An 18,182-nucleotide genomic window follows, 5' to 3' on the forward strand; every position below is an offset into this window, starting at 1 on the left:
CCCCCCCCCCCCCCCCCCCCCCCCCCCCCCCCCCCCCCCCCCCCCCCCCCCCTCGCAAAAAAAAAACCCCCCCCCCAGATTACTACGCGTCTCGTGGGCTCGGAGATGTGTATAAGAGACAGCTTCCCGCCCCTCGCCCGACAGGACGTCGCGGCGCCGTCCCGTCCGCGCTCTCGTCGTCGTCGCCGCCCTCGTCGCCGCGATCCTCGTCCCCGCGCTCGCCTCCCCCGCTCGGGCGGGCGACGCCACCGTCCCACCCATCCCGAGCGGGCTCCCGACCGCCATCGAGGGCCTGTCACCCTACGTGCCGAACACCGGCTGCGACCTCCGCAACCGCACCGGCACGCTCAAGCTCGGCAACCTCATCAAGGCCACCTACGCGAACAGCTACAGCACGCTGCGTTCGTGCACCGGTGCGACCAGGCCGAACTCCGAACACTTCGACGGGCGCGCCCTCGACACGTTCTTCAACGTGCGCGACACCGCCGAGCGCGCCGACGCCGGCGCCCTGCTCACGTGGCTGCTCGCGACCGACGACTCCGGCAACCGCTTCGCCAACGCCCGCCGCCTCGGAGTCATGTACATCATCTGGAACAACAAGATGTGGAGCTCCTACCGCACGGACGAAGGGTGGCGTCCGTACCTCAACTGTGCCCAGACGCCGGAGCCGTCGGCCGACACGAACTGCCACCGCAACCACATCCACCTCACCCTCTCGTGGGAGGGCGCGCTCGGTCGCACCTCGTTCTGGACCAAGCAGGTCGCTGCGGTCGACTGGGGCCCCTGCCGCCCGTCGGACCTCAACTGGTCCGCCGGCTACTCGAGCGCCAATGTCCGACGCTGCCCGGCCTACAGCACGGTCACGGCGCCCGCGGGCGCGAGCTCGCTGCTCAAGGAGCTGGTGCCGCGCTCCGGCATGGTGCTGCGCTACGGCATGACCGGAGCCGCGGTCTCGTCGCTGCAGAAGGCGATCGGCGTCTCGCCGACCGGCAGCTTCCTGTCCACGACCTCGGCTCGGCTCAAGGCCTGGCAGCTGGCCCACGGCCTCGTGGCGAGCGGCATCGCGTACCACTCGACGTGGCGGGCCCTGCTCAAGGCCAACGGGATGCGCTGAGGCCCATCCACATACGCGACGCGTCAACCCGCCCGGCCGCCCCGCCGGGCGGGCTGACGCGTCCCCGGCGCCGCGGGTGACGCCTCAGGCGGCGTGGGACGACGGAGCGTAGGCGTGGTCGACGGCGCGGCGGACGTGGGCGTGCGGCCACGACATCGCGAGCAGGCCCACGAGGAGGAGGCAGACCGCGGCGCAGATGGCGACGGCCGGATGGGGCCCGGCGTGCGAGCCGAGCCACCCCGCCACGAGGTAGGCGGCCCCCGCCGCGGCGATCGACACCGACCCGGCGAGGGAGAAGATGCGGCCACGCAGCTCGGGCTCGGTGACGAGCGCGAAGGTGGCCTGCAGCGGGACCATGAACGCCTGGCACATGCCGGACACGAGGAAGAGCCCCGCGACGATGACGACCGGCGGTTGCAGGGCGGTCGCGAGCAGCGGCAGCGGCATGAGCAGCGCGAGCGGCACGATGGAGCGGTTCTGCTGGTGCACGCCACGCCGGCCGATGATGACGATGCCGACGATGGCCCCGACGATCGGCGCGGCCATGAGGACGCCGCCCCAGCTGGCCGCTCCGTGGTGCGCCGCGATCGGGATGGCCAGCGCCTCGGGGGCCGCGATGCCGAGGCACGCCACCGCGCTGAGCAGGACGAGGCGGGCCAGCACGGGATGCCGGGCGAGGTCACCGGCTGCGGTGCCGAGGTCGTGCAGGAAGCCCCGCACGCCCTTGCCGCGCTCGCCCGACACGGGCCGCAGGTCGACCACGACGAGGATCACGAGGGCGGCCAGCACGAAGGTCACGAGGTCGATGAGCAGCCCGAGCTCCGGGCCGACGAGCGCGACGATGCCACCGCCGAGGGCCAGACCGATGGCCTGGTTGGCCTGCTCGGACATCGCGCCGAGGCCGATGGCGCGAGCGTAGGTGTGGCGGTCCTCGAAGAGGTCGGTGAGCAGCACCATGTTCGAGGCGACCGAGGCTCCCCCGACGAGCTCGAGGAGGAACAGGACCGCGAACACCGACGGCAGGTGGACGCCGGAGCCGCCCACCACGAGCCACATCAGGCCGAGGACGCAGGCGGCGCGCAGCAGGTGCGACCAGATGAGGACCCACTTGTAGGGGAACCGGTCGACGACCGGCCCGACGAGGCTGCGGCCGAAGAACGAGGGCACGAGGCTCACCGCGAGCGTCGTGGCCGTCGCCAGCGGCGAGGACGTCATCTGGTAGACGACGGCCGCGATGGTGACGCGGGCGATGTAGTCACCCCACATCGACAGGGCGTTGGCCCCGAAGACCGGGAGGAAGTGCGGGGTCCGGAGCACGGCGGCGTAGGACGGCACGCCGGGGCCTGCCTCACCACCGCTCGCACTCACGGGATGACGCTACCCCGAGGTGGTGAGTCGTAAAAGTTGAAATCAGTCGCGTGCCGACAGCGTCGGGCGACGCGCCGCCACAGCTCCCACAGCTCGGCTCCCTCACCCGCCGGCCGACCCATGATCCGGCCCATGCCGTCGGCGTCGCGGACGTCCGAGGGCACGCTGTCGATGGACCGCCCACGCCAGAGCACGCCGGCGTTGCGCAGCATGGCGCCGAGCCGCCACGCGTCGCGCAGGGCCGTGGCGTCGTCGGCGTCGATGAGCCCCGCGTCGGCGAGGGCGTCGAGCGCCGCCATCGTGCCGGTGACGCGCAGCGCCGGGTGGTCGTGCGCGTGCCGCAGCTGGCCCAGCTGGACGGTCCACTCGACGTCCGTGAGGCCGCCGCGGCCCAGCTTGATGTGCGTGCGCGGGTCGGCGCCCCGCGGAAGCCGCTCGCTCTCGACGCGCGCCTTCATGGTGCGGATGTCGCGCACCTGGCCCTCGTCGAGGCCGCCCTCGGGCCAGCGCAGCGGCGCGATGAGCGCGCGGAAGTCCTCGGCGAGGGCGTCCGAGCCGGCGACCGGCGTCGCCCGCAGCAGGGCCTGGAACTCCCACGTCAGCGCCCACCGCTCGTAGTACGTCCGGAAGGAGTCGAGGCTGCGCACGAGGGGGCCGTTCTTGCCCTCGGGCCGGAGGTCGGCGTCGAGCCCGAGGGCCGGGTCGGCGCCGGTGGCCGACAGCAGCTTGCGCAGGTCCTGGACGACCGCGGTGACCCGAGCCTGGACGTCCGCCTCGGCGAAGCCGTCCCCGGGGCGTGTCACGAACATGACGTCGGCGTCCGAGGAGTACGTCAGCTCGCCGCCACCGAAGCTGCCCATGGCGACGACGAGCACCTCGCCGCCCAGCGGCTGCCCGCCACGCTCGGCCTCGGCGACGACGGCCTCGAGGCTCACCTGGATCGTCGCGGCCGTGAGGTCGGTCAGGGCCGTGCCGACCCCGGCGAGGTCGAGCTCGCCGACGAGGTCGGCGAGGACGATCCGCAGCAGCTCGTGACGCCGGATCGCGCGCACCGCGGCCACGGCTTCGGCGGCGGTGTCGCGGCGCCCGGCCGCCGAACGCATCGTCGCCTCGATGGCCGCACGACCCCGGGCGGCGAGACCGTTCGGGTCACCGAGGACCGACACGCTCTCGGGCGAGCTGACGAGCAGGTCCGCGGCGTAGCGGCTGCGGGCGAGGCAGTGCGCCAGCCGGTCTGCCGCGCGGCCCTCGTCGCGCAGCATCTTGAGGTACCAGTGCGTCGTGCCCAGCTCGTCGGAGACGCGGCGGAAGGACAGCAGCCCGGCGTCGGGGTCGGCCTCGTCGGCGAACCACGCGAGCATGACCGGCAGCAGGGTGCGCTGGATCGCGGCGCGTCGGCTCACGCCGGTCGTCAGCGCCTCGATGTGCCGGAGCGCGCCCGCCGGGTCGCGGAAGCCGAGCGCCGACAGCCGCTGCCGCGCGGCCTCCGCGCTGAGGCGGGCATCGGTAGGGCTGAGCTTGGCCACGGCCGCGAGCAGGGGGCGGTAGAAGAGGCGCTCGTGCAGTCGCCGGACCTCGCGTGCCGACGCCTGCCGCTCCCCCACGACCTCCTTCTCGGGGTCCGTGCGGTGGCCCATCGAGCGGCCGAGCCGCCGGAGGTCGGCCTCGGTCACCGGCATGAGGTGGGTGCGCCGCAGCCGGTGCAGCTGGATGCGGTGCTCGAGGCAGCGCAGCTGACGGTAGGCACGGTCGAGCACCGCGGCGTCGTCGCGGCCGACGTAGCCGCCGCGGGCGAGGGCGGCCAGGGCCTCGAGGGTCGTCGCCGAGCGAAGCGACGCGTCGGTGCGGCCGTGGACGAGCTGGAGCAGCTGGACGCTGAACTCGACGTCGCGCAGCCCACCCGGCCCGAGCTTGAGCTGGCGCTCGGCCTCACCGGCCGGGACGTGCTGCTCGACGCGACGACGCATCGCCTGGACGTCCTCGACGAAGTGGTCGCGGCTCGCCGCCTCCCACACCATGGGCGTGATCTCGGCCTTGTAGCGCAGCCCGAGGTCCTGGTCACCGGCCGAGACCCACGCCTTGAGCAGCGCCTGGAACTCCCACGTCTTGGCCCAGCGCTCGTAGTACGCCTTGTGGCTGCGGATCGTCCGCACGAGGGGTCCCTGCTTGCCCTCGGGACGCAGCGCCGCGTCGACCGGCCACAGGCTGCCCTCCGGCGTGGGCGTCGAGCAGGCCCGCATCGTCGCGGTCGCGAGAGCCGTCCCGACGCGCAGGGCGGTGTCCTCGTCGACGCCCTCGGCGGGCTCGGCGACGAAGATGACGTCGACGTCGCTGACGTAGTTGAGCTCGCCGCCGCCGGTCTTGCCCATCCCGATGATGGCGAGCCGGCAGGCCTCGTGGCCCGGACCGTGCTCCTCGCGGGCGATGACGAGGGCCGCCTCGAGGGCTGCCTCGGCGAGCTCGGCGAGGGCCTCCCCGACCGTCGGCATCATGGCGAGCGGGTCGGCCGAGGTCAGGTCGAGCGCGGCGACCCGGATCAGCCCGCGACGGTAGGCGATGCGCAGGCTGTCGAGGGCGGACAGCCCCTGCCCTCGGTGGGTGACGGCGCCGACGAGCTCGGCCCGGATCTCCTCCCCGCTGACACGTCGCGCGCGCGCCGCCTCCACCCAGTGCTCGGGGTGGCGCACGAGGTGGTCGACGAGGGCCGTCGACCCACCGAGCACGGCCGTGACGCGGTCGCGGCCCTCGCCCTCGGTGGCCAGCTCACGCGCGAACGCGCTGATGCCCCAGTCGGCGTCGTCGTCGAGGCGGGCCAGCGACTCGGCGACGCGGACCAGCCCGAGCAGGCCCTCGTCGGGGTCGGCGGTGTCGCCGACCGCCGCGACCAGGTCGTCGAGGTGCCCGTCAGGGGTGGCGGCCCGCAGCGGAACCAGCGCCCGGTCGCCGAGCAGGCCGGCGGCTCGTGCCGGGTCGGCGAAGCCGAGCCGGGCGAGCGCCCCGGCGGTCGTGGTCGTGCGCGATGACATCGGTGTCGGGTCAGCTCGCTTCGGGTCGCGTCAGAGGCGGGGCAGGTAGCGGTTCAGCTCGAACTGGCTGACCTCGTTGCGGTAGTCGACCCACTCCTGGCGCTTGTTGCGCAGGAAGAAGTCGAAGACGTGCTCACCGAGGATGTCGGCGACGAGGTCGCTGCTCTCCATCACCTCGAGGGCGCGGCCGAGCGAGGCGGGCAGCGGCTTGATGCCCATGGCGCGACGCTCGGAGTCGGTGAGGCTCCACACGTCGTCCTCGGTCTCCGGCGGCAGGTCGTAACCCTCCTCGATGCCCTTGAGACCGGCACCGAGCAGCACGGCGAACGCGAGGTAGGGGTTGCACGCGGCGTCGAGGGAGCGCACCTCGACGCGCGTCGACTGGCCCTTGTTGGGCTTGTGCATCGGAACCCGCACGAGGGCCGAGCGGTTGTTGTGGCCCCAGGTCAGGTGGGCCGGCGCCTCGCCCCCTCCCCAGAGCCGCTTGTACGAGTTGACCCACTGGTTGGTGACGGCGGCGATCTCGGCGCCGTGGGTCAGCAGGCCGGCGATGAACTGCCGCCCGACCTTGCTGAGCTGGTACGGCGCCCCCGCCTCGTAGAAGGCATTGGAGTCGCCCTCGAAGAGCGACAGGTGGGTGTGCATGCCCGAGCCCGGGTGCTCCGAGAACGGCTTGGGCATGAAGGTCGCGTAGATGCCCTGCGTCAGCGCGACCTCCTTGACGACCGTGCGGAACGTCATGATGTTGTCGGCGGTGCTCAGGGCGTCGGCGTAGCGCAGGTCGATCTCGTTCTGGCCGGGCGCCCCCTCGTGGTGGCTGAACTCGACCGAGATGCCCATGTTCTCGAGCATCGTGATCGCCGCCCGGCGGAAGTCGTGGCCCGTGCCGTGCGGCACGTGGTCGAAGTAGCCGGCGTCGTCGACCGGCACGGGGCGGCCCTGCGCGTCACGGCCCTGCTCGAGGAGGAAGAACTCGATCTCGGGATGGGTGTAGAAGGTGAAGCCGAGGTCGGCGGCCCGGGTCAGCGCCCGCTGGAGGACGTGCCGGGGGTCGGCGTTGCTCGGTGAGCCGTCCGGCAGCTGCAGGTCGCAGAACATCCGGGCGGTTCCCGGCGGGTCCCCCCGCCAGGGCAGGATCTGGAAGGTCGAGGGGTCGGGCTTGGCGAGCATGTCCGCCTCGTACACCCGGGTCAGGCCCTCGATCGCCGAACCGTCGAAGCCGATGCCCTCGGCGAACGCGCCCTCGAGCTCCGCCGGCGCGACGGCCACGGACTTGAGGGTGCCCAGCACGTCCGTGAACCACAGACGGACGAACCGGATGTCACGCTCCTCGATCGTGCGCAGCACGAACTCTTCCTGACGGTTCATGTGTCGATCCTGCCGCATCGCTGTTTCACCGACGTTAAGAGACTCGCAGCCCGAGACACCCGACGCGCACGGGCCCCCGGGGACACATCCCCGGGGGCCCGCACGTCAGCCGACCTCAGGTCACTTGAAGCTGACCTTGACCTGCAGCTCGTTGCCACCGTCGGAGGTCTTGGCGACCGTCATCCTCGTGCCCGAACCGGCCACCTTGGTGGAGGCCCACGGGTTCGCCGAGGACCAGTACCGGTTGACGTCGGAGTCGTCGAACGTCGGGATGGCCGGCCGCGACGGGACCACGGTCTCGACGCCGTTGCGGTGGAAGCTCACCGCGTCGGTGGCCTCCTGGCCGAACGTCGCGTCGAACGGCTGGCGACGGTTGCCGAGCATCGTCTGGGTGCCGTTGGCGTTGTCCAGCATGATCGGCGCGGGTCGCGCGTCGACCGGCAGCACCTGACCGCCACCCGGGTGGTCCTTCGTGTTGTTGTCGCCGTACTCACCGTTGGCGAACCAGACGAGCATGCCGTTCTGGTACGGGAAGCGCTCCACCCAGTCGGGCTTGGTCGTGGCCCAGCCGAAGTTGTACGGACCGGTCTTCAGCGTGGCGTCATAGCCGCTGTAGACGCGGTTCTCGGCGAAGTAGACGTCCTGCACCTGCTTGGAGGTCGTGCCGTCGATGATGCTGAACCCGTCGGCGGTCCACGCCCCGGCGCCCGACTCGACGTCGTCGACCGGACCGGCCGTGCCGTCCGTCGTCACCGTGACGTCGTCGACGAACGCCTCGCTCGCCACGCCGCCGTCGGTGGCGACGCGGAAGCGGAACTGGACCGACGTGCCCTTGTAGGCCGACAGGTCGAAGCTCTTCTTCGCCCAGCCGAAGATGCCGTTGACCGGCTGGCCCACCTGCGTCCACGTCGCACCGTTGTCGGTGGAGACCTCGCCGTAGAGGTAGTCGTAGTCCGGCTCGAGGTTGCCCTGGGCCCAGGCGTCGACCGAGGCCGACGTCGTGGCGCCGGTCAGGTCGACGGTGCGCGACAGGGTGGCGTCGAGGTTGTCGCCGAAGCCGCTCCACCACTCACCCGAGCCCGAGTGGGGGGTGTTGCGGTCGGAGGTGACGGTGCGCTCGGGCAGCGGGACGACCAGCGCCTGGTAGTTCGTCCTGCTCGCGCGGTCGGCCGGGCCGAGCTTGACGGTCATGTCGGTGCCGTACGGGACGACCTTGTAGTCGAGCCAGCCGAGCTGGAGCTTCTCCCACGGGCCCATGTAGCCGGGCGTCGTGCCGATGGAGTCGGTGCCGTGGTTGAGCCACGACCCGCCGCTCATGAGAGTCCAGAAGGCGGTGCTGTTGTCGCCGCCGTTCGTGTCGTAGAGGTCGGGCAGGCCGAGGTCGTGCCCGAACTCGTGCGAGAACACGCCGAGGCCGCCGTTCTCGGGCTCGGTCGTGTAGTCACCGATCCAGATGCCGGAGCTGCCGAGCGGCACGCCACCGAGCTTGTTGCCCTCCGGTCCGGTCTTGCCGGCGTCGGTCGAGAAGGCGTACCAGCGGTGCGACCAGATGGCGTCGACGCCCTGGGCGCCACCGCCGGCCTCCTCGCCCTCACCGGCGTGGATCGCCTGGAAGTGGTCGATGTAGCCGTCCGGCTCGTTGAAGTTGCCGTCGCCGTCGTAGTCGTAGCGGTCGACCTTGTCGAACTGCTTGAGGTAGTCGGCGATCTCGGCGTCGGACCTGCCCTTGGCCTTCTGGTCGTCGTACCAGGCGCTGGCGGTGTCCTTGATGTAGTTCCAGTAGCCGTCGGCGTTGTTCTTCGCGCCGTAGCGGGCCTCGTTGTAGGGGACGGTCACCCAGTCGGAGACGTCGCCCTTGGCCAGGAAGCGGCCGTTGGACTGCTTGAGGTAGAAGTTCTTGAACGACTCGCCGTCGCCGAACATCATGTCGAGGTAGTGGGCGCGGTTGAAGTCCGGGACCCAGTACGTCGAGTTGTCGTCGGTGCTGTTGCCGTCCCAGTTTCGGTCCGGGCTGGCGATCTGGTTGTGCACCGGGCCGGGCGCCGTGCTGAAGCCGGTCTTCGTCTGGGTGCCGAAGTCGGTGAGGACCGTGAAGATGTCCTCTTCACGGTTGACCGGGTAGTCGACGTACCGCGACGTACCGGGCTTGCCGCCCTTGCCCTTGCTCTTGACCTCGATGACGCGGTTGCCGCCGATGGTCTTCGTCGTCGCCTCGCCCCTGAGGAGCTTGTGGACGGCGTCCTGGCGCTCGGCGTTCTTGGCCTCGGCGAGGGGGTTGGGCAGGTTGTCGGGCTGCGAAGCCTGCGCGGCCGCGGGGTCACCGCTCACCGTCGCCGTCGCCACGGGCGTTGCCTGAGCCTGCGTCGGGGCGGTGAGGCCGGTGACGACGAGCGCCCCCACGGCCAACCCCGAGACAGCACTCCACTGGCGCTTGTTCAAGATCTGTCCTCCTGGTCACAGAGCGCCTCCATCCGGCGCCATCGCGTATCAGAACACAGATCACCGACAATGTGGCCGGGAGTGGACGGGGAAACGAAAAAACTTGTGGTACAGGGCTGTTCGGGCAGGAGAACGTAAAAACTTCGTAAAGAGACGGGTATCGGACCTTGGCAACGGCGAGACGATCGGATACGGGTCACAGCAGTCACACCGGGCCCGTGTCTGCAAGGCCCGGGGACCACCCGGCCGGACCGGTCCGGGGTCCCGGCGGCCCGTCGATATGCTCGGCGCCATGAGCAGCGACGCCGCCGAGGAGCCGAGCCCGTACGGCTCGGGCGCCCGGGACCTGTCAGGTGGCGCCGGGAGCACCGGGCCGGGCTCGGGCTCGGGCTCGCCCGTCGTGGACCCCGGGCCGCGCCGGGTCCGCATCCCGCACCTGCAGGCGATGAAGGCCGAGCGGCGTCGCTGGGCGATGCTCACGGCGTACGACATGTACGCCGCGCAGATCTTCGACGAGGCCGGTATCCCCGTCCTGCTCGTCGGCGACTCCGCCGGCAACAACGTGTACGGCTACGAGACGACGGTGCCGGTGACGCTCGAGGAGCTGGTGCCCCTCGTGCGCGCGGTCTCGAGCGCCGCCCGGCGCGCGCTCGTCGTCGCCGATCTCCCGTTCGGCTCGTACGGGGCCTCCGTCGAGCAGGGCTTCGCCAGCGCGGTGCGCCTCATGAAGGAGGGCCTCGCCCACGCGGTCAAGCTCGAGGGAGGCACCGCCATGGTCCCCCTTGTCAGGACCCTCACCGATGCCGGCATCCCCGTCATGGCGCACGTCGGGTTCACCCCGCAGAGCGAGCACCAGCTCGGTGGCTACCGGGTGCAGGGCCGTGGCGACGCCGCCGACGCGCTCGTCGACGAGGCGTTGGCCCTGCAGGACGCGGGCGCCTTCGCGGTGGTCCTGGAGATGGTTCCCGCGCCGGTGGCCGAGCGGGTCACCGAGGTGCTGGCCATCCCCACCATCGGCATCGGCGCCGGGCCGGCGACCGACGCCCAGGTGCTCGTCTGGAGCGACTTCGCCGGGCTGCGCGCGGGCCGGGCACCGCGGTTCGTCAAGAAGTACGCGGACCTGCGCGGCACCCTGCTCGCGGCAGCGCGCGCCTACGCCGAGGACGTCGCGGCGGGCACCTTCCCGGGTCCCGAGCACTCCTTCGACAGCTGAGGCGAGCCGGCCCGGCACGAAGGGTGCCGCCCGGCCGGCCGCGTCCTCGGGACCGTCAGTCCTCGACCTCCTCGTCGTCCCACGACGTGCCCGTCGTCCCCCTGCCCGCGGAGCCCTTCTCGTTCCAGGCGCGGTCCTCCGCGTCCCACTGGTCCGTCCTCGCCCGCGCGGTGTCGAGGGCGCGGCGCGCCTCCTCCTCCGTGGCGTACGGGCCCAGGACCTGCTCGCCGCGGCTGCGGTTCTCGTCGGTCTCGACCTGACCGGTGTCGACGTTGTACCAGAAGCTCACCTTCGCACTCCTTCTCGACCGGGGTCCGTCTCGTGGGCAGCCCTCGTGGCGGCCCACCTGCGACGACCTACACTCCACCGTATGCCGTTGCTCCAGCCCGGGGTGTCACCGCACCCGCTCAGTCCGCGACGCCCGGTGCCGGCCTCCATCGAGCGTCCCCACTACGTCGACGTGCCGAACCCCCGGGAGGACGGCGACGTCCTCGTCAAGGACGCCGAGACGATCGAGCGGATGCGGGTGGCGGGCCGGATCGCGGCCGACGCCATGGCTGCCGCGGCCCAGCGCATCGCGCCCGGCGTCACCACCGACGAGCTCGACGCCGTCGCCCACGAGTACCTCCTCGACCACGGCGCCTACCCCTCGCCGCTGGGCTACAAGGGTTTCCCGAAGTCGGTGTGCACGAGCGTCAACGAGGTCATCTGCCACGGCATCCCCGACGCGCGCCCCCTCGAGGACGGTGACATCGTCAACATCGACGTCACCGCCTACATCCACGGCGTGCACGGCGACACCGACGCCACCTACCTCGTCGGTGACGTCCCCGAGGAGTCCCGGCTGCTCGTCGAGCGGACCCACGAGGCCATGATGCGCGGCATCAGGGCGGCCCGGCCGGGCCGTGAGATCAACGTCATCGGACGCGTCATCGAGAGCTACGCCAAGCGCTTCGGCTACGGCGTCGTGCGCGACTTCACCGGCCACGGCATCGGGCTGGAGTTCCACTCCGGGCTCATCGTGCCCCACTACGACGCCGCGCCGAGCTACGCGACCGTCATCGAGCCGGGCATGACCTTCACCATCGAGCCCATGCTCAACCTCGGCACGCCGGAGTGGCGGATGTGGGACGACCGCTGGACCGTCGTGACGCGCGACGGCAGCCGCTCGGCCCAGTTCGAGCACACCATCGTCGTCACCGAGGACGGCAACGAGATCCTGACGCTGCCGACCGCGGCGATCCCCTAACCTCGCACAAGCGCCCGGTACCGGACCGTCGCTCCGGAGGCGCGACGACGACGACCACGACCACGACCACCACGACGACACGTCCTCAACACGAAGGCAGGGACATGGGCAAGAAGGGCAAGCCCCTCGGCATCGACATCGGCGGGAGCGGCATCAAGGGCGCACCGGTCGACCTCGCCGAGGGCGACCTCGCCGGCAAGCGGCTCAAGATCCTCACCCCGAAGCCAGCGACGCCCGACGCCGTCGCCGAGGTCGTCGACCAGATCGTCGAGCACTTCGCCGACGTCACCGGCGACTCGCCCATCGGTGTCACCGTGCCGGCCGTCGTCATCCGGGGCACCGTCCTGTCGGCGGCGAACATCGACCCGTCGTGGATCGACACCGACGCCGAGGCGCTCATCAAGGAGCACACCGGCCGCGCCGTCACCGTCCTCAACGACGCGGACGCCGCCGGCCTCGCCGAGATGTACTACGGCGCGGCGAAGGGCGTGCAGGGCCTCGTCATCCTCACGACGCTCGGCACCGGCATCGGCACGGCCCTCATCCACGACGGCCGCCTCGTCCCGAACTCCGAGCTCGGCCACCTCGAGATCGACGGTTTCGACGCCGAGGACCGGGCGGCGTCGTCGGTCAAGGACATCGAGGGCCTGTCCTGGGACGAGTACGTGGAGCGCCTCCAGCGCTACTACGACGTCATCGAGAAGCTCTTCTCCCCCGACCTCATCGTCGTGGGCGGCGGCATCTCCAAGGACAGCGAGGAGTTCCTGCCGCGGATCAAGCTGCGCTGCCCGATCGTGCCGGCGCAGCTGCGCAACCAGGCCGGGATCATCGGAGCAGCGCACCTCGCCGTCGACCTGGCGCAGGCCTGACTCAGGCCTGAGGGCAGCGCAGGTCGCGCGCGGGATGGGCGTGGGTTCGCCTGCGCCCCTGGGCATCCCGCGCGACGGGATCGTCAGGTGCCTCGGAGGCTCGCGAGCAGGTCAGGTGCGCGCCGGTCGTACAGGCGCGCACCGTAGCGGACGCCGACCGCGACCAGGACCGGTCCGAGTGCAAGCCCAGCGACCGCGGTGACCCACAGGAGCCAGGTCGCGGCCGGCGGCGAGTACGCGAGCCACGCGAGCAGCAGCACCGGCGAGGACAGCGCGACCGTGCCCGCGCTCGCCAGCGACTGGGCCACGATGGTGATGCCCGCAGCGCCCGGCGGTGCGCCGAAGGGGCTCTCCCCCGGCTCGGCCACCGGGTAGGGCAGCACGATGCTCATGACGCTCGACACCGCGTTGCCGGCGCCGAGGACGGTGACCGCGACCCCGAGGATGAGCGGCAGCAGGTCCCACCGGCCCCCGAGCCAGCTGCCGACGACGACGTACACGGGTCCCAGCACGGCGGCCAGCACGAGGTTCGGCACCACGCGCCCGACGCGGTCGTCGAGACCGCGGGTGCCGGCGGCCACGTGCAGCCAGAACGCCCCCGACTCGTAGGCGATCGCGTTGTGCTCGCTCCAGCCGAGCAGGAAGGCCAGCAGCGGGCCCATGAGCAGCGGCGTCCACGTGACGTCGGCAGTCGCCCAGGGGATGAGCAGGGCGAGCGGGAAGACCGGCGTCATGAGCAGGCCGATCTGGTAGCGCGGGTCGCGCCGCCAGTACGTGAGGACCCGGGCCGCGACCGCACCCGCGGGCCGGTCCGGCACGCGGCCGAGCAGGCCGAGGTCGCCGGGAGGACTCGTGCCGGAGTCGCTGCGCGACACGGCGCGCGGGTTCTCGACCTGGCGGCGGACGGCGCGCGCCCAGAGGGCACCGACGCCGAGCAGGAAGGCGACGGCCAGGGCCAGGCGCAGGGCACCGACGAGCGGACGGCCGGCCGCCACGTCCCCCGGGGCGGCCCACGCCCAGCCGAGCGGCGTCCAGGCCACGACACCCGACACGCGCACGGCGAGGCGTTGCACGTCGTCGACGTGGGCCGCGACCGACACGGCCGGCCCGACGAGGACGAGCACCACCAGACCGGCGACGACGAGCGTGTCGCGCCCACGGCGGCTCGAGGTCGCGGCCGTGGCCAGCGCGGACACCCACCGCGAGAGCGTGACGGCCGTGAGAAGGCCGACGGACGTGGCCAGGAGGGCGACGACCGTCGAGGCAGGGGTCCGGGACCACGCGACGACGACGCCGAGGCCGAGGATCCCGCTCGCGACGGACGGCAGCCCGACGAGCGCGGCCGCGACGAGGCCCACCGCGAGGGTCCGCGCCGGCACCGGGAAGGGGGCGAAGCGACCGGGGTCCAGGGTCGGGTCGGAGCCGAACGAGAAGAGCGGCACGACGACCCAGAGCACGATGCCGGCAGCCCCGGCGAGGGGCAGGGCGACGGTCGCGACCTCCAGCGAGCCGCGCAGCGACGCCAGGATGAGCGTCAGCCCGGTGACGAGGACCGAGAAGTAGACGATGCCGACGACGGCGCCGACGGTCTGGGCCCGACTGCGGCGGAAGATGTTCCGCAGCAGGGTCAGCTTCAGTCGGACGAGGTGCGCAACCACGAGAGCCCCACCACCTCGGTCGACCCGCCGACGAGGTCGACGAACCGCTCCTCGAGCGAGCGTCCCGCGCGGACGTCGTCGAGACCCCCTGCCGCGAGGACCGAGCCCTCGGCGATGACGGCCACGTGCGTGCAGATCCGTTCGACGAGGTCCATGACGTGGCTGGACAGGACGACGGTGCCGCCGGCGGAGACGAAGTCGGTGAGGATGCGGCGGATCGTGGCGGCGGACACGGGGTCGACCGCCTCGAAGGGCTCGTCGAGGACGAGGACGCGCGGGGCGTGGACGAGCGCCGACGCGAGGGTCACCTTCTTGGCCATCCCCGCCGAGTAGTCGACGACGAGCATGCCCTGGGCCTGCGTGAGCCCGAGCGCGTCCACGAGCTCGGCGGCTCGCTCGGCGGCCAGCTCGCGGGGCATGCCCCGCAGCAGCCCGGCGTAGGTGATGAGCTGCAGGCCCGTCAGCCGGTCGAAGGTCCGCAGGCCGTCGGGCAGGACGCCGAGGAGCCGCTTGGCGGCGGTCGGGTCGGCCCACACGTCGCGGCCGAGCACGAAGGCCCGACCTGCGTCGGGCCGGAGCAGGCCCGTGACCATCGACAGCGTCGTCGTCTTGCCCGCACCGTTGGGCCCGACGAGCCCGAAGAACGATCCGCGTGGCACGTCGAGGTCGATGCCCCGGACGGCGACGAGGTCACCGAACCGCTTGCCCAGGCCGCGGACCGCGATGGCGGGGCCGTCGGCTGGAACCCCCTGCGGCGCAGGCAGGTCCGGCGCTGCCGACTCGGTCATGGTCCCCCTGACGCTCGGTGGGTCTGGGCCGGTGGCGGGTCGGCCGGGTGGCGGGCGGTGGCCCTCAGAAGGTGGCGGACTCCTCGTCGCGCAGGTCGGTGTACTCGAGGCCCTCGACGCCGGCGAAGGTGCGGACGTGCCCGGCGTACATGTCGCGCCCGACGTCTGAAAGGAGCGCGTCGTGGATCGGGATGAAGACCTTGGGTGCGATGCGGCCGACGAAGGCGATGGAGTCGCGGCTCGCCGCCCACGGTGCGTTGAGCGGGTGGGCGAGCACGTCGACCGGGCCGGGCTCCCCGTCGTAGGCGTCGCCCGGGTGGTAGAGCGAGGGCTCGCCGGCGGCGCGCAGGACGACGCCGACGTTGGGGATGCGCGGCATCGCGTCGTGGTTGAAGGCGTGCAGCTCGCCGACCGGCGTGACGGTGACGTCACCGACCTCGAACGGTTCTCCCTGCCGCGTCGGTACGGCGTCGAGCCCCTCCTCGCGCAGCTTCTCGGCCGTGAGCGGGTCGGTGTGCACCGGCGTCGAGGGGTTCGCGCGCACGAGTGCCGGGACACGGTCGGGGTCGAAGTGGTCGGCGTGGTTGTGCGTCACGAGGATCGCGTCGAGCCCGGTCAGCTGCTCGAAGCCACGCGAGAACGAGCCCGGGTCGATGAGCAGCCGGCGGCCGGCCGTCTCGACGAGCAGGCAGGCATGTCCGAGGTGAGTCACGCGCATGGCCTCAACCTAGCCCAGCGGTCCCGCCCGCGAGCCCGACCGGAGCACGCGGACCGAACCGGCCAGGGCGCCCGCCATCCCCGTGACGAGCAACCACGTCATCGGGCGCCCGGCATCGAGGGAGTCGCGGTCGCGCAGCATCGCCACGAGCATGGCGACGACCATGACCGTCTCCGCCTCGACGAGCAGGCGCAGGCGGACCCACCTCCAGTCGCGGAACGCGACGAGCCCGGCGCTGCCGAGGCAGAAGATCGCGCCAAGGACCCGGGCGGTCAGGGGCGTCAGCGCCCACGGCCAGACGCGTGACACGAGGCCCGGACCCGCCCAGAGCAGGACGCCGAGGGCCAGCGAGACCGCTCCCCCGCCCCCGATGACGGCTCGGGTCACCGGGCCGACGCGGCGTTCGTCCTGGCGCGGCGGTGTCGCGGCGCGCGCGTTGGCGAGCCACACCGCCACGACGGCCGGTGGTGCGACGAAGTACAGGCCCGCCCAGACCCAGAAGGCGGGGTGGTCGTGGGTGAACCGGTCCCAGTGCACGACCGTCGCGACGCCGAGCAGCGCGGCGAACAGGGCGACCGCGGGCAGGCCGGCGGACACCAGCGCCCAGCGCGAGGCCCGGGCGGCACGGAGGAAGAACCAGATGCCGCCGAGGTACGCGGAGGCGAGGACCATCGCCGTGAGCGGCGGCGTGACGGGCCACGCGAACAGGCGTCGGGTGTCGCCCGGGAACCCGTAGAGCAGGACGACGCCCGCGACGAGGAACGGCACGATGCCGACCGCGAGGGCCCGGGTCGAGGCGAGCACGCGGTCCTCGCCCTGCTGCCGCCGAGCGGGGAGCTCGCCCGTCGCCGTGCGGCCGACGCGGCTCACGACGCCACCCGCCCGACCCGCGAGACGGCATCGAGCAGCGCGCTGTGGCTGGCGACGAGTGCCCTGCGCTCCTCGCCCAGCAGCGGGTCCGAGGCGTTGCAGCCGGCCGCGACCCACCGGTCCGACAGGTCCATCGCCTCGACCCGGTGCCGCGCAGCCGGTTCGACACGGTCCGGCGACTCCCCGTAGACGTGGGCGTAGAGGCGCACGAGGGACGCGACGAGCTCGTCACGCGTCACGTCCTCGTGGTGCTGGTGGGCGCGGTGGACCCGCCACCACTCCACCTCCAGGGCCGCGGCCTCCGCGGGGTCCAGGGGTAGGTCCCCGCGCCGCGCGACGAGGGCGTAGAAGCGGCGCATCTGCTCGCGGGCGCCGTCACCGTCGTTGTCGGGGAAGGGCGCCCAGAGCTGGTTGGCGCGCAGCACGTGCCAGGTCGCGCGCACGGTGGCGACGCGTCCCAGGCCGAACCCCTCGGCCACCATGCCGAGGGCAGCCCGGAGGAAGGCCGGCCACTCGCGGCGGTAGTAGGCCGCCCACGCGTCGGTCTCGCGGTGTGCCACGACCACCGGGTCGAACGACCGCGGGCCCCGCCCGGACGCATCACGCATGGCCCCTCCTCACCCGGAGGCCGACGGGCGTCACGTGCGCGTTCTCGCTGACGCCGCGCGGTCCTCGCTCCAGAATAGGAGCGTGAGCGCGACCCGTGAGCGTATTCCGGACATGGGCGGACCGGCGGACGGACGCGGCGTCGCCGACGTCGTGGCGAGGATGGACGAGCGTCTGGCGCGGCTCGCGTCGGCCGAGCACGACGGTCGCGCCGCGCAGCGCGACTTCCTCGCGACCTATCGGCGCACGACGCTCGCCGTCGGCCGGGCCCTCGAGGGCGCGTGCTTCGAGGACCCCGAGTGGGTGGAGCGGTGGGACGTCGTCTTCGCCGGCCTCTACCTCGAGGCGCTCGACGCGGACCTCACCGGTGTCGGAACCGTGTCGCGGCCCTGGCGCCTCGCGTTCGACGTACCCGCCGGGCTGCCCCCGCTGCGCAACGTCCTGGCCGGCATCAACGCGCACGTCAACTACGACCTCCCCCAGGCGCTCCTCGCCGTCATCGACGACGCCGACTTCGACGACCCGCGCCTGATGGCCCGGCGCCGGCGCGACCACGAGCGCATCGACGCCGTCCTCGCCGGACGCGTCGCCGCCGAGGACGCCGAGCTGGCGGCGACGTCCCGGCGCACCCTGCTCGACCGCGTCCTGGTGCCCGCCAACCGGGGCGCGTCGCGGCGGTTCCTCCGCGAGGCGCGACAGAAGGTGTGGCACAACACCGGCGAGCTGCAGCGTGCCCGTCTCGCCGGGCCCGACGCCTACGCCTCGCGGCTGCGCGAGCTGGAGGTGCTCAGCGCGGCCCGGGTCGCCGACCTGCTCGCTCCCGGTCAGGTGCTCCTGCGCCTCGCCGTGGCCGGGTTCGGAGTCACGCTGCCACCGGCGGCCTGAGGGGTCGGCGC

At 72.5% G+C, this 18,182-nt stretch carries 15 protein-coding genes; 5 read left to right on the plus strand and 10 right to left on the minus strand.

Features of this window, described 5'->3' with window-relative positions; genetic code table 11:
• Positions 1-304: 304 nt before the first annotated feature.
• A complete protein-coding gene (locus tag ACPYOM_RS08955; RefSeq protein ID WP_481345680.1) occupies positions 305-1,114 on the plus strand; it encodes a peptidoglycan-binding domain-containing protein in 810 nt (269 codons plus the stop codon).
• Positions 1,115-1,198: 84 nt separating this feature from the next.
• Here ACPYOM_RS08955 and ACPYOM_RS08960 read toward each other — a convergent pair whose 3' ends face one another.
• From ACPYOM_RS08960 to ACPYOM_RS08975, 4 genes are all read right to left on the minus strand, one after another.
• On the minus strand, positions 1,199-2,482 hold the full coding sequence (locus ACPYOM_RS08960) for an MFS transporter (protein WP_481338691.1): 1,284 nt from the start codon (positions 2,480-2,482) through the stop codon (positions 1,199-1,201).
• On the minus strand, positions 2,479-5,508 hold the full coding sequence (locus tag ACPYOM_RS08965) for a bifunctional [glutamine synthetase] adenylyltransferase/[glutamine synthetase]-adenylyl-L-tyrosine phosphorylase (protein WP_481345681.1): 3,030 nt from the start codon (positions 5,506-5,508) through the stop codon (positions 2,479-2,481). Before ACPYOM_RS08965 ends, ACPYOM_RS08960 begins: the two co-directional genes overlap by 4 nt.
• Before the next feature lie 30 nt (positions 5,509-5,538).
• Positions 5,539-6,876: a type I glutamate--ammonia ligase gene (gene glnA / locus ACPYOM_RS08970; RefSeq protein WP_481338695.1), complete on the minus strand. Its 1,338-nt coding sequence runs from the start codon at positions 6,874-6,876 to the stop codon at positions 5,539-5,541.
• Between the two features lie 120 nt (positions 6,877-6,996).
• A complete protein-coding gene (locus tag ACPYOM_RS08975) occupies positions 6,997-9,315 on the minus strand; it encodes an immune inhibitor A domain-containing protein (RefSeq protein ID WP_481345682.1) in 2,319 nt (772 codons plus the stop codon).
• A gap of 292 nt (positions 9,316-9,607) precedes the next feature.
• Here ACPYOM_RS08975 and panB point away from each other — a divergent pair, with 292 nt between their 5' ends.
• Positions 9,608-10,528 (plus strand): 3-methyl-2-oxobutanoate hydroxymethyltransferase, encoded by a 921-nt coding sequence (gene panB / locus ACPYOM_RS08980; protein WP_481338699.1) that lies wholly within the window; start codon positions 9,608-9,610, stop codon positions 10,526-10,528.
• Between the two features lie 55 nt (positions 10,529-10,583).
• Here the strand turns inward: panB and ACPYOM_RS08985 are convergent, their stop codons facing one another.
• Positions 10,584-10,817 carry a methionine aminopeptidase gene (locus tag ACPYOM_RS08985; RefSeq protein WP_481338701.1) on the minus strand — a complete coding sequence of 78 codons (234 nt, stop codon included), beginning with the start codon at positions 10,815-10,817 and terminating at the stop codon, positions 10,584-10,586.
• 81 nt (positions 10,818-10,898) lie between these two features.
• Between ACPYOM_RS08985 and map the strand changes: the two genes are divergently transcribed.
• Both map and ppgK read left to right on the plus strand, forming a co-directional pair.
• Positions 10,899-11,777 carry a type I methionyl aminopeptidase gene (gene map / locus ACPYOM_RS08990; protein WP_481338703.1) on the plus strand — a complete coding sequence of 293 codons (879 nt, stop codon included), beginning with the start codon at positions 10,899-10,901 and terminating at the stop codon, positions 11,775-11,777.
• A 104-nt stretch (positions 11,778-11,881) separates the two neighbouring features.
• On the plus strand, positions 11,882-12,646 hold the full coding sequence (gene ppgK, locus ACPYOM_RS08995; protein WP_481338705.1) for a polyphosphate--glucose phosphotransferase: 765 nt from the start codon (positions 11,882-11,884) through the stop codon (positions 12,644-12,646).
• 83 nt (positions 12,647-12,729) lie between these two features.
• On the opposite strand, the gene ACPYOM_RS09000 is transcribed toward ppgK, so the two are convergent.
• The 5 genes from ACPYOM_RS09000 to ACPYOM_RS09020 form a co-directional block, all read right to left on the minus strand.
• Positions 12,730-14,304, minus strand: coding sequence for a hypothetical protein (locus ACPYOM_RS09000; RefSeq protein WP_481338707.1), 1,575 nt, complete (start codon positions 14,302-14,304; stop codon positions 12,730-12,732).
• Positions 14,280-15,092, minus strand: a complete 813-nt coding sequence (locus ACPYOM_RS09005) for an ABC transporter ATP-binding protein (RefSeq protein ID WP_481338709.1) — start codon at positions 15,090-15,092, stop codon at positions 14,280-14,282. Before ACPYOM_RS09005 ends, ACPYOM_RS09000 begins: the two co-directional genes overlap by 25 nt.
• A gap of 64 nt (positions 15,093-15,156) precedes the next feature.
• Positions 15,157-15,810 carry an MBL fold metallo-hydrolase gene (locus ACPYOM_RS09010; protein WP_481338711.1) on the minus strand — a complete coding sequence of 218 codons (654 nt, stop codon included), beginning with the start codon at positions 15,808-15,810 and terminating at the stop codon, positions 15,157-15,159.
• 9 nt (positions 15,811-15,819) lie between these two features.
• Positions 15,820-16,680 (minus strand): hypothetical protein, encoded by an 861-nt coding sequence (locus tag ACPYOM_RS09015; RefSeq protein ID WP_481338713.1) that lies wholly within the window; start codon positions 16,678-16,680, stop codon positions 15,820-15,822.
• Positions 16,677-17,288 carry a hypothetical protein gene (locus ACPYOM_RS09020; RefSeq protein ID WP_481345683.1) on the minus strand — a complete coding sequence of 204 codons (612 nt, stop codon included), beginning with the start codon at positions 17,286-17,288 and terminating at the stop codon, positions 16,677-16,679. Before ACPYOM_RS09020 ends, ACPYOM_RS09015 begins: the two co-directional genes overlap by 4 nt.
• Before the next feature lie 82 nt (positions 17,289-17,370).
• Between ACPYOM_RS09020 and ACPYOM_RS09025 the strand changes: the two genes are divergently transcribed.
• Positions 17,371-18,171 (plus strand): DUF5995 family protein, encoded by an 801-nt coding sequence (locus tag ACPYOM_RS09025; protein ID WP_481345684.1) that lies wholly within the window; start codon positions 17,371-17,373, stop codon positions 18,169-18,171.
• The last annotated feature ends 11 nt before the right edge of the window (positions 18,172-18,182 follow it).

The organism is Monashia sp. HAY1-2A, from assembly GCF_056755315.1.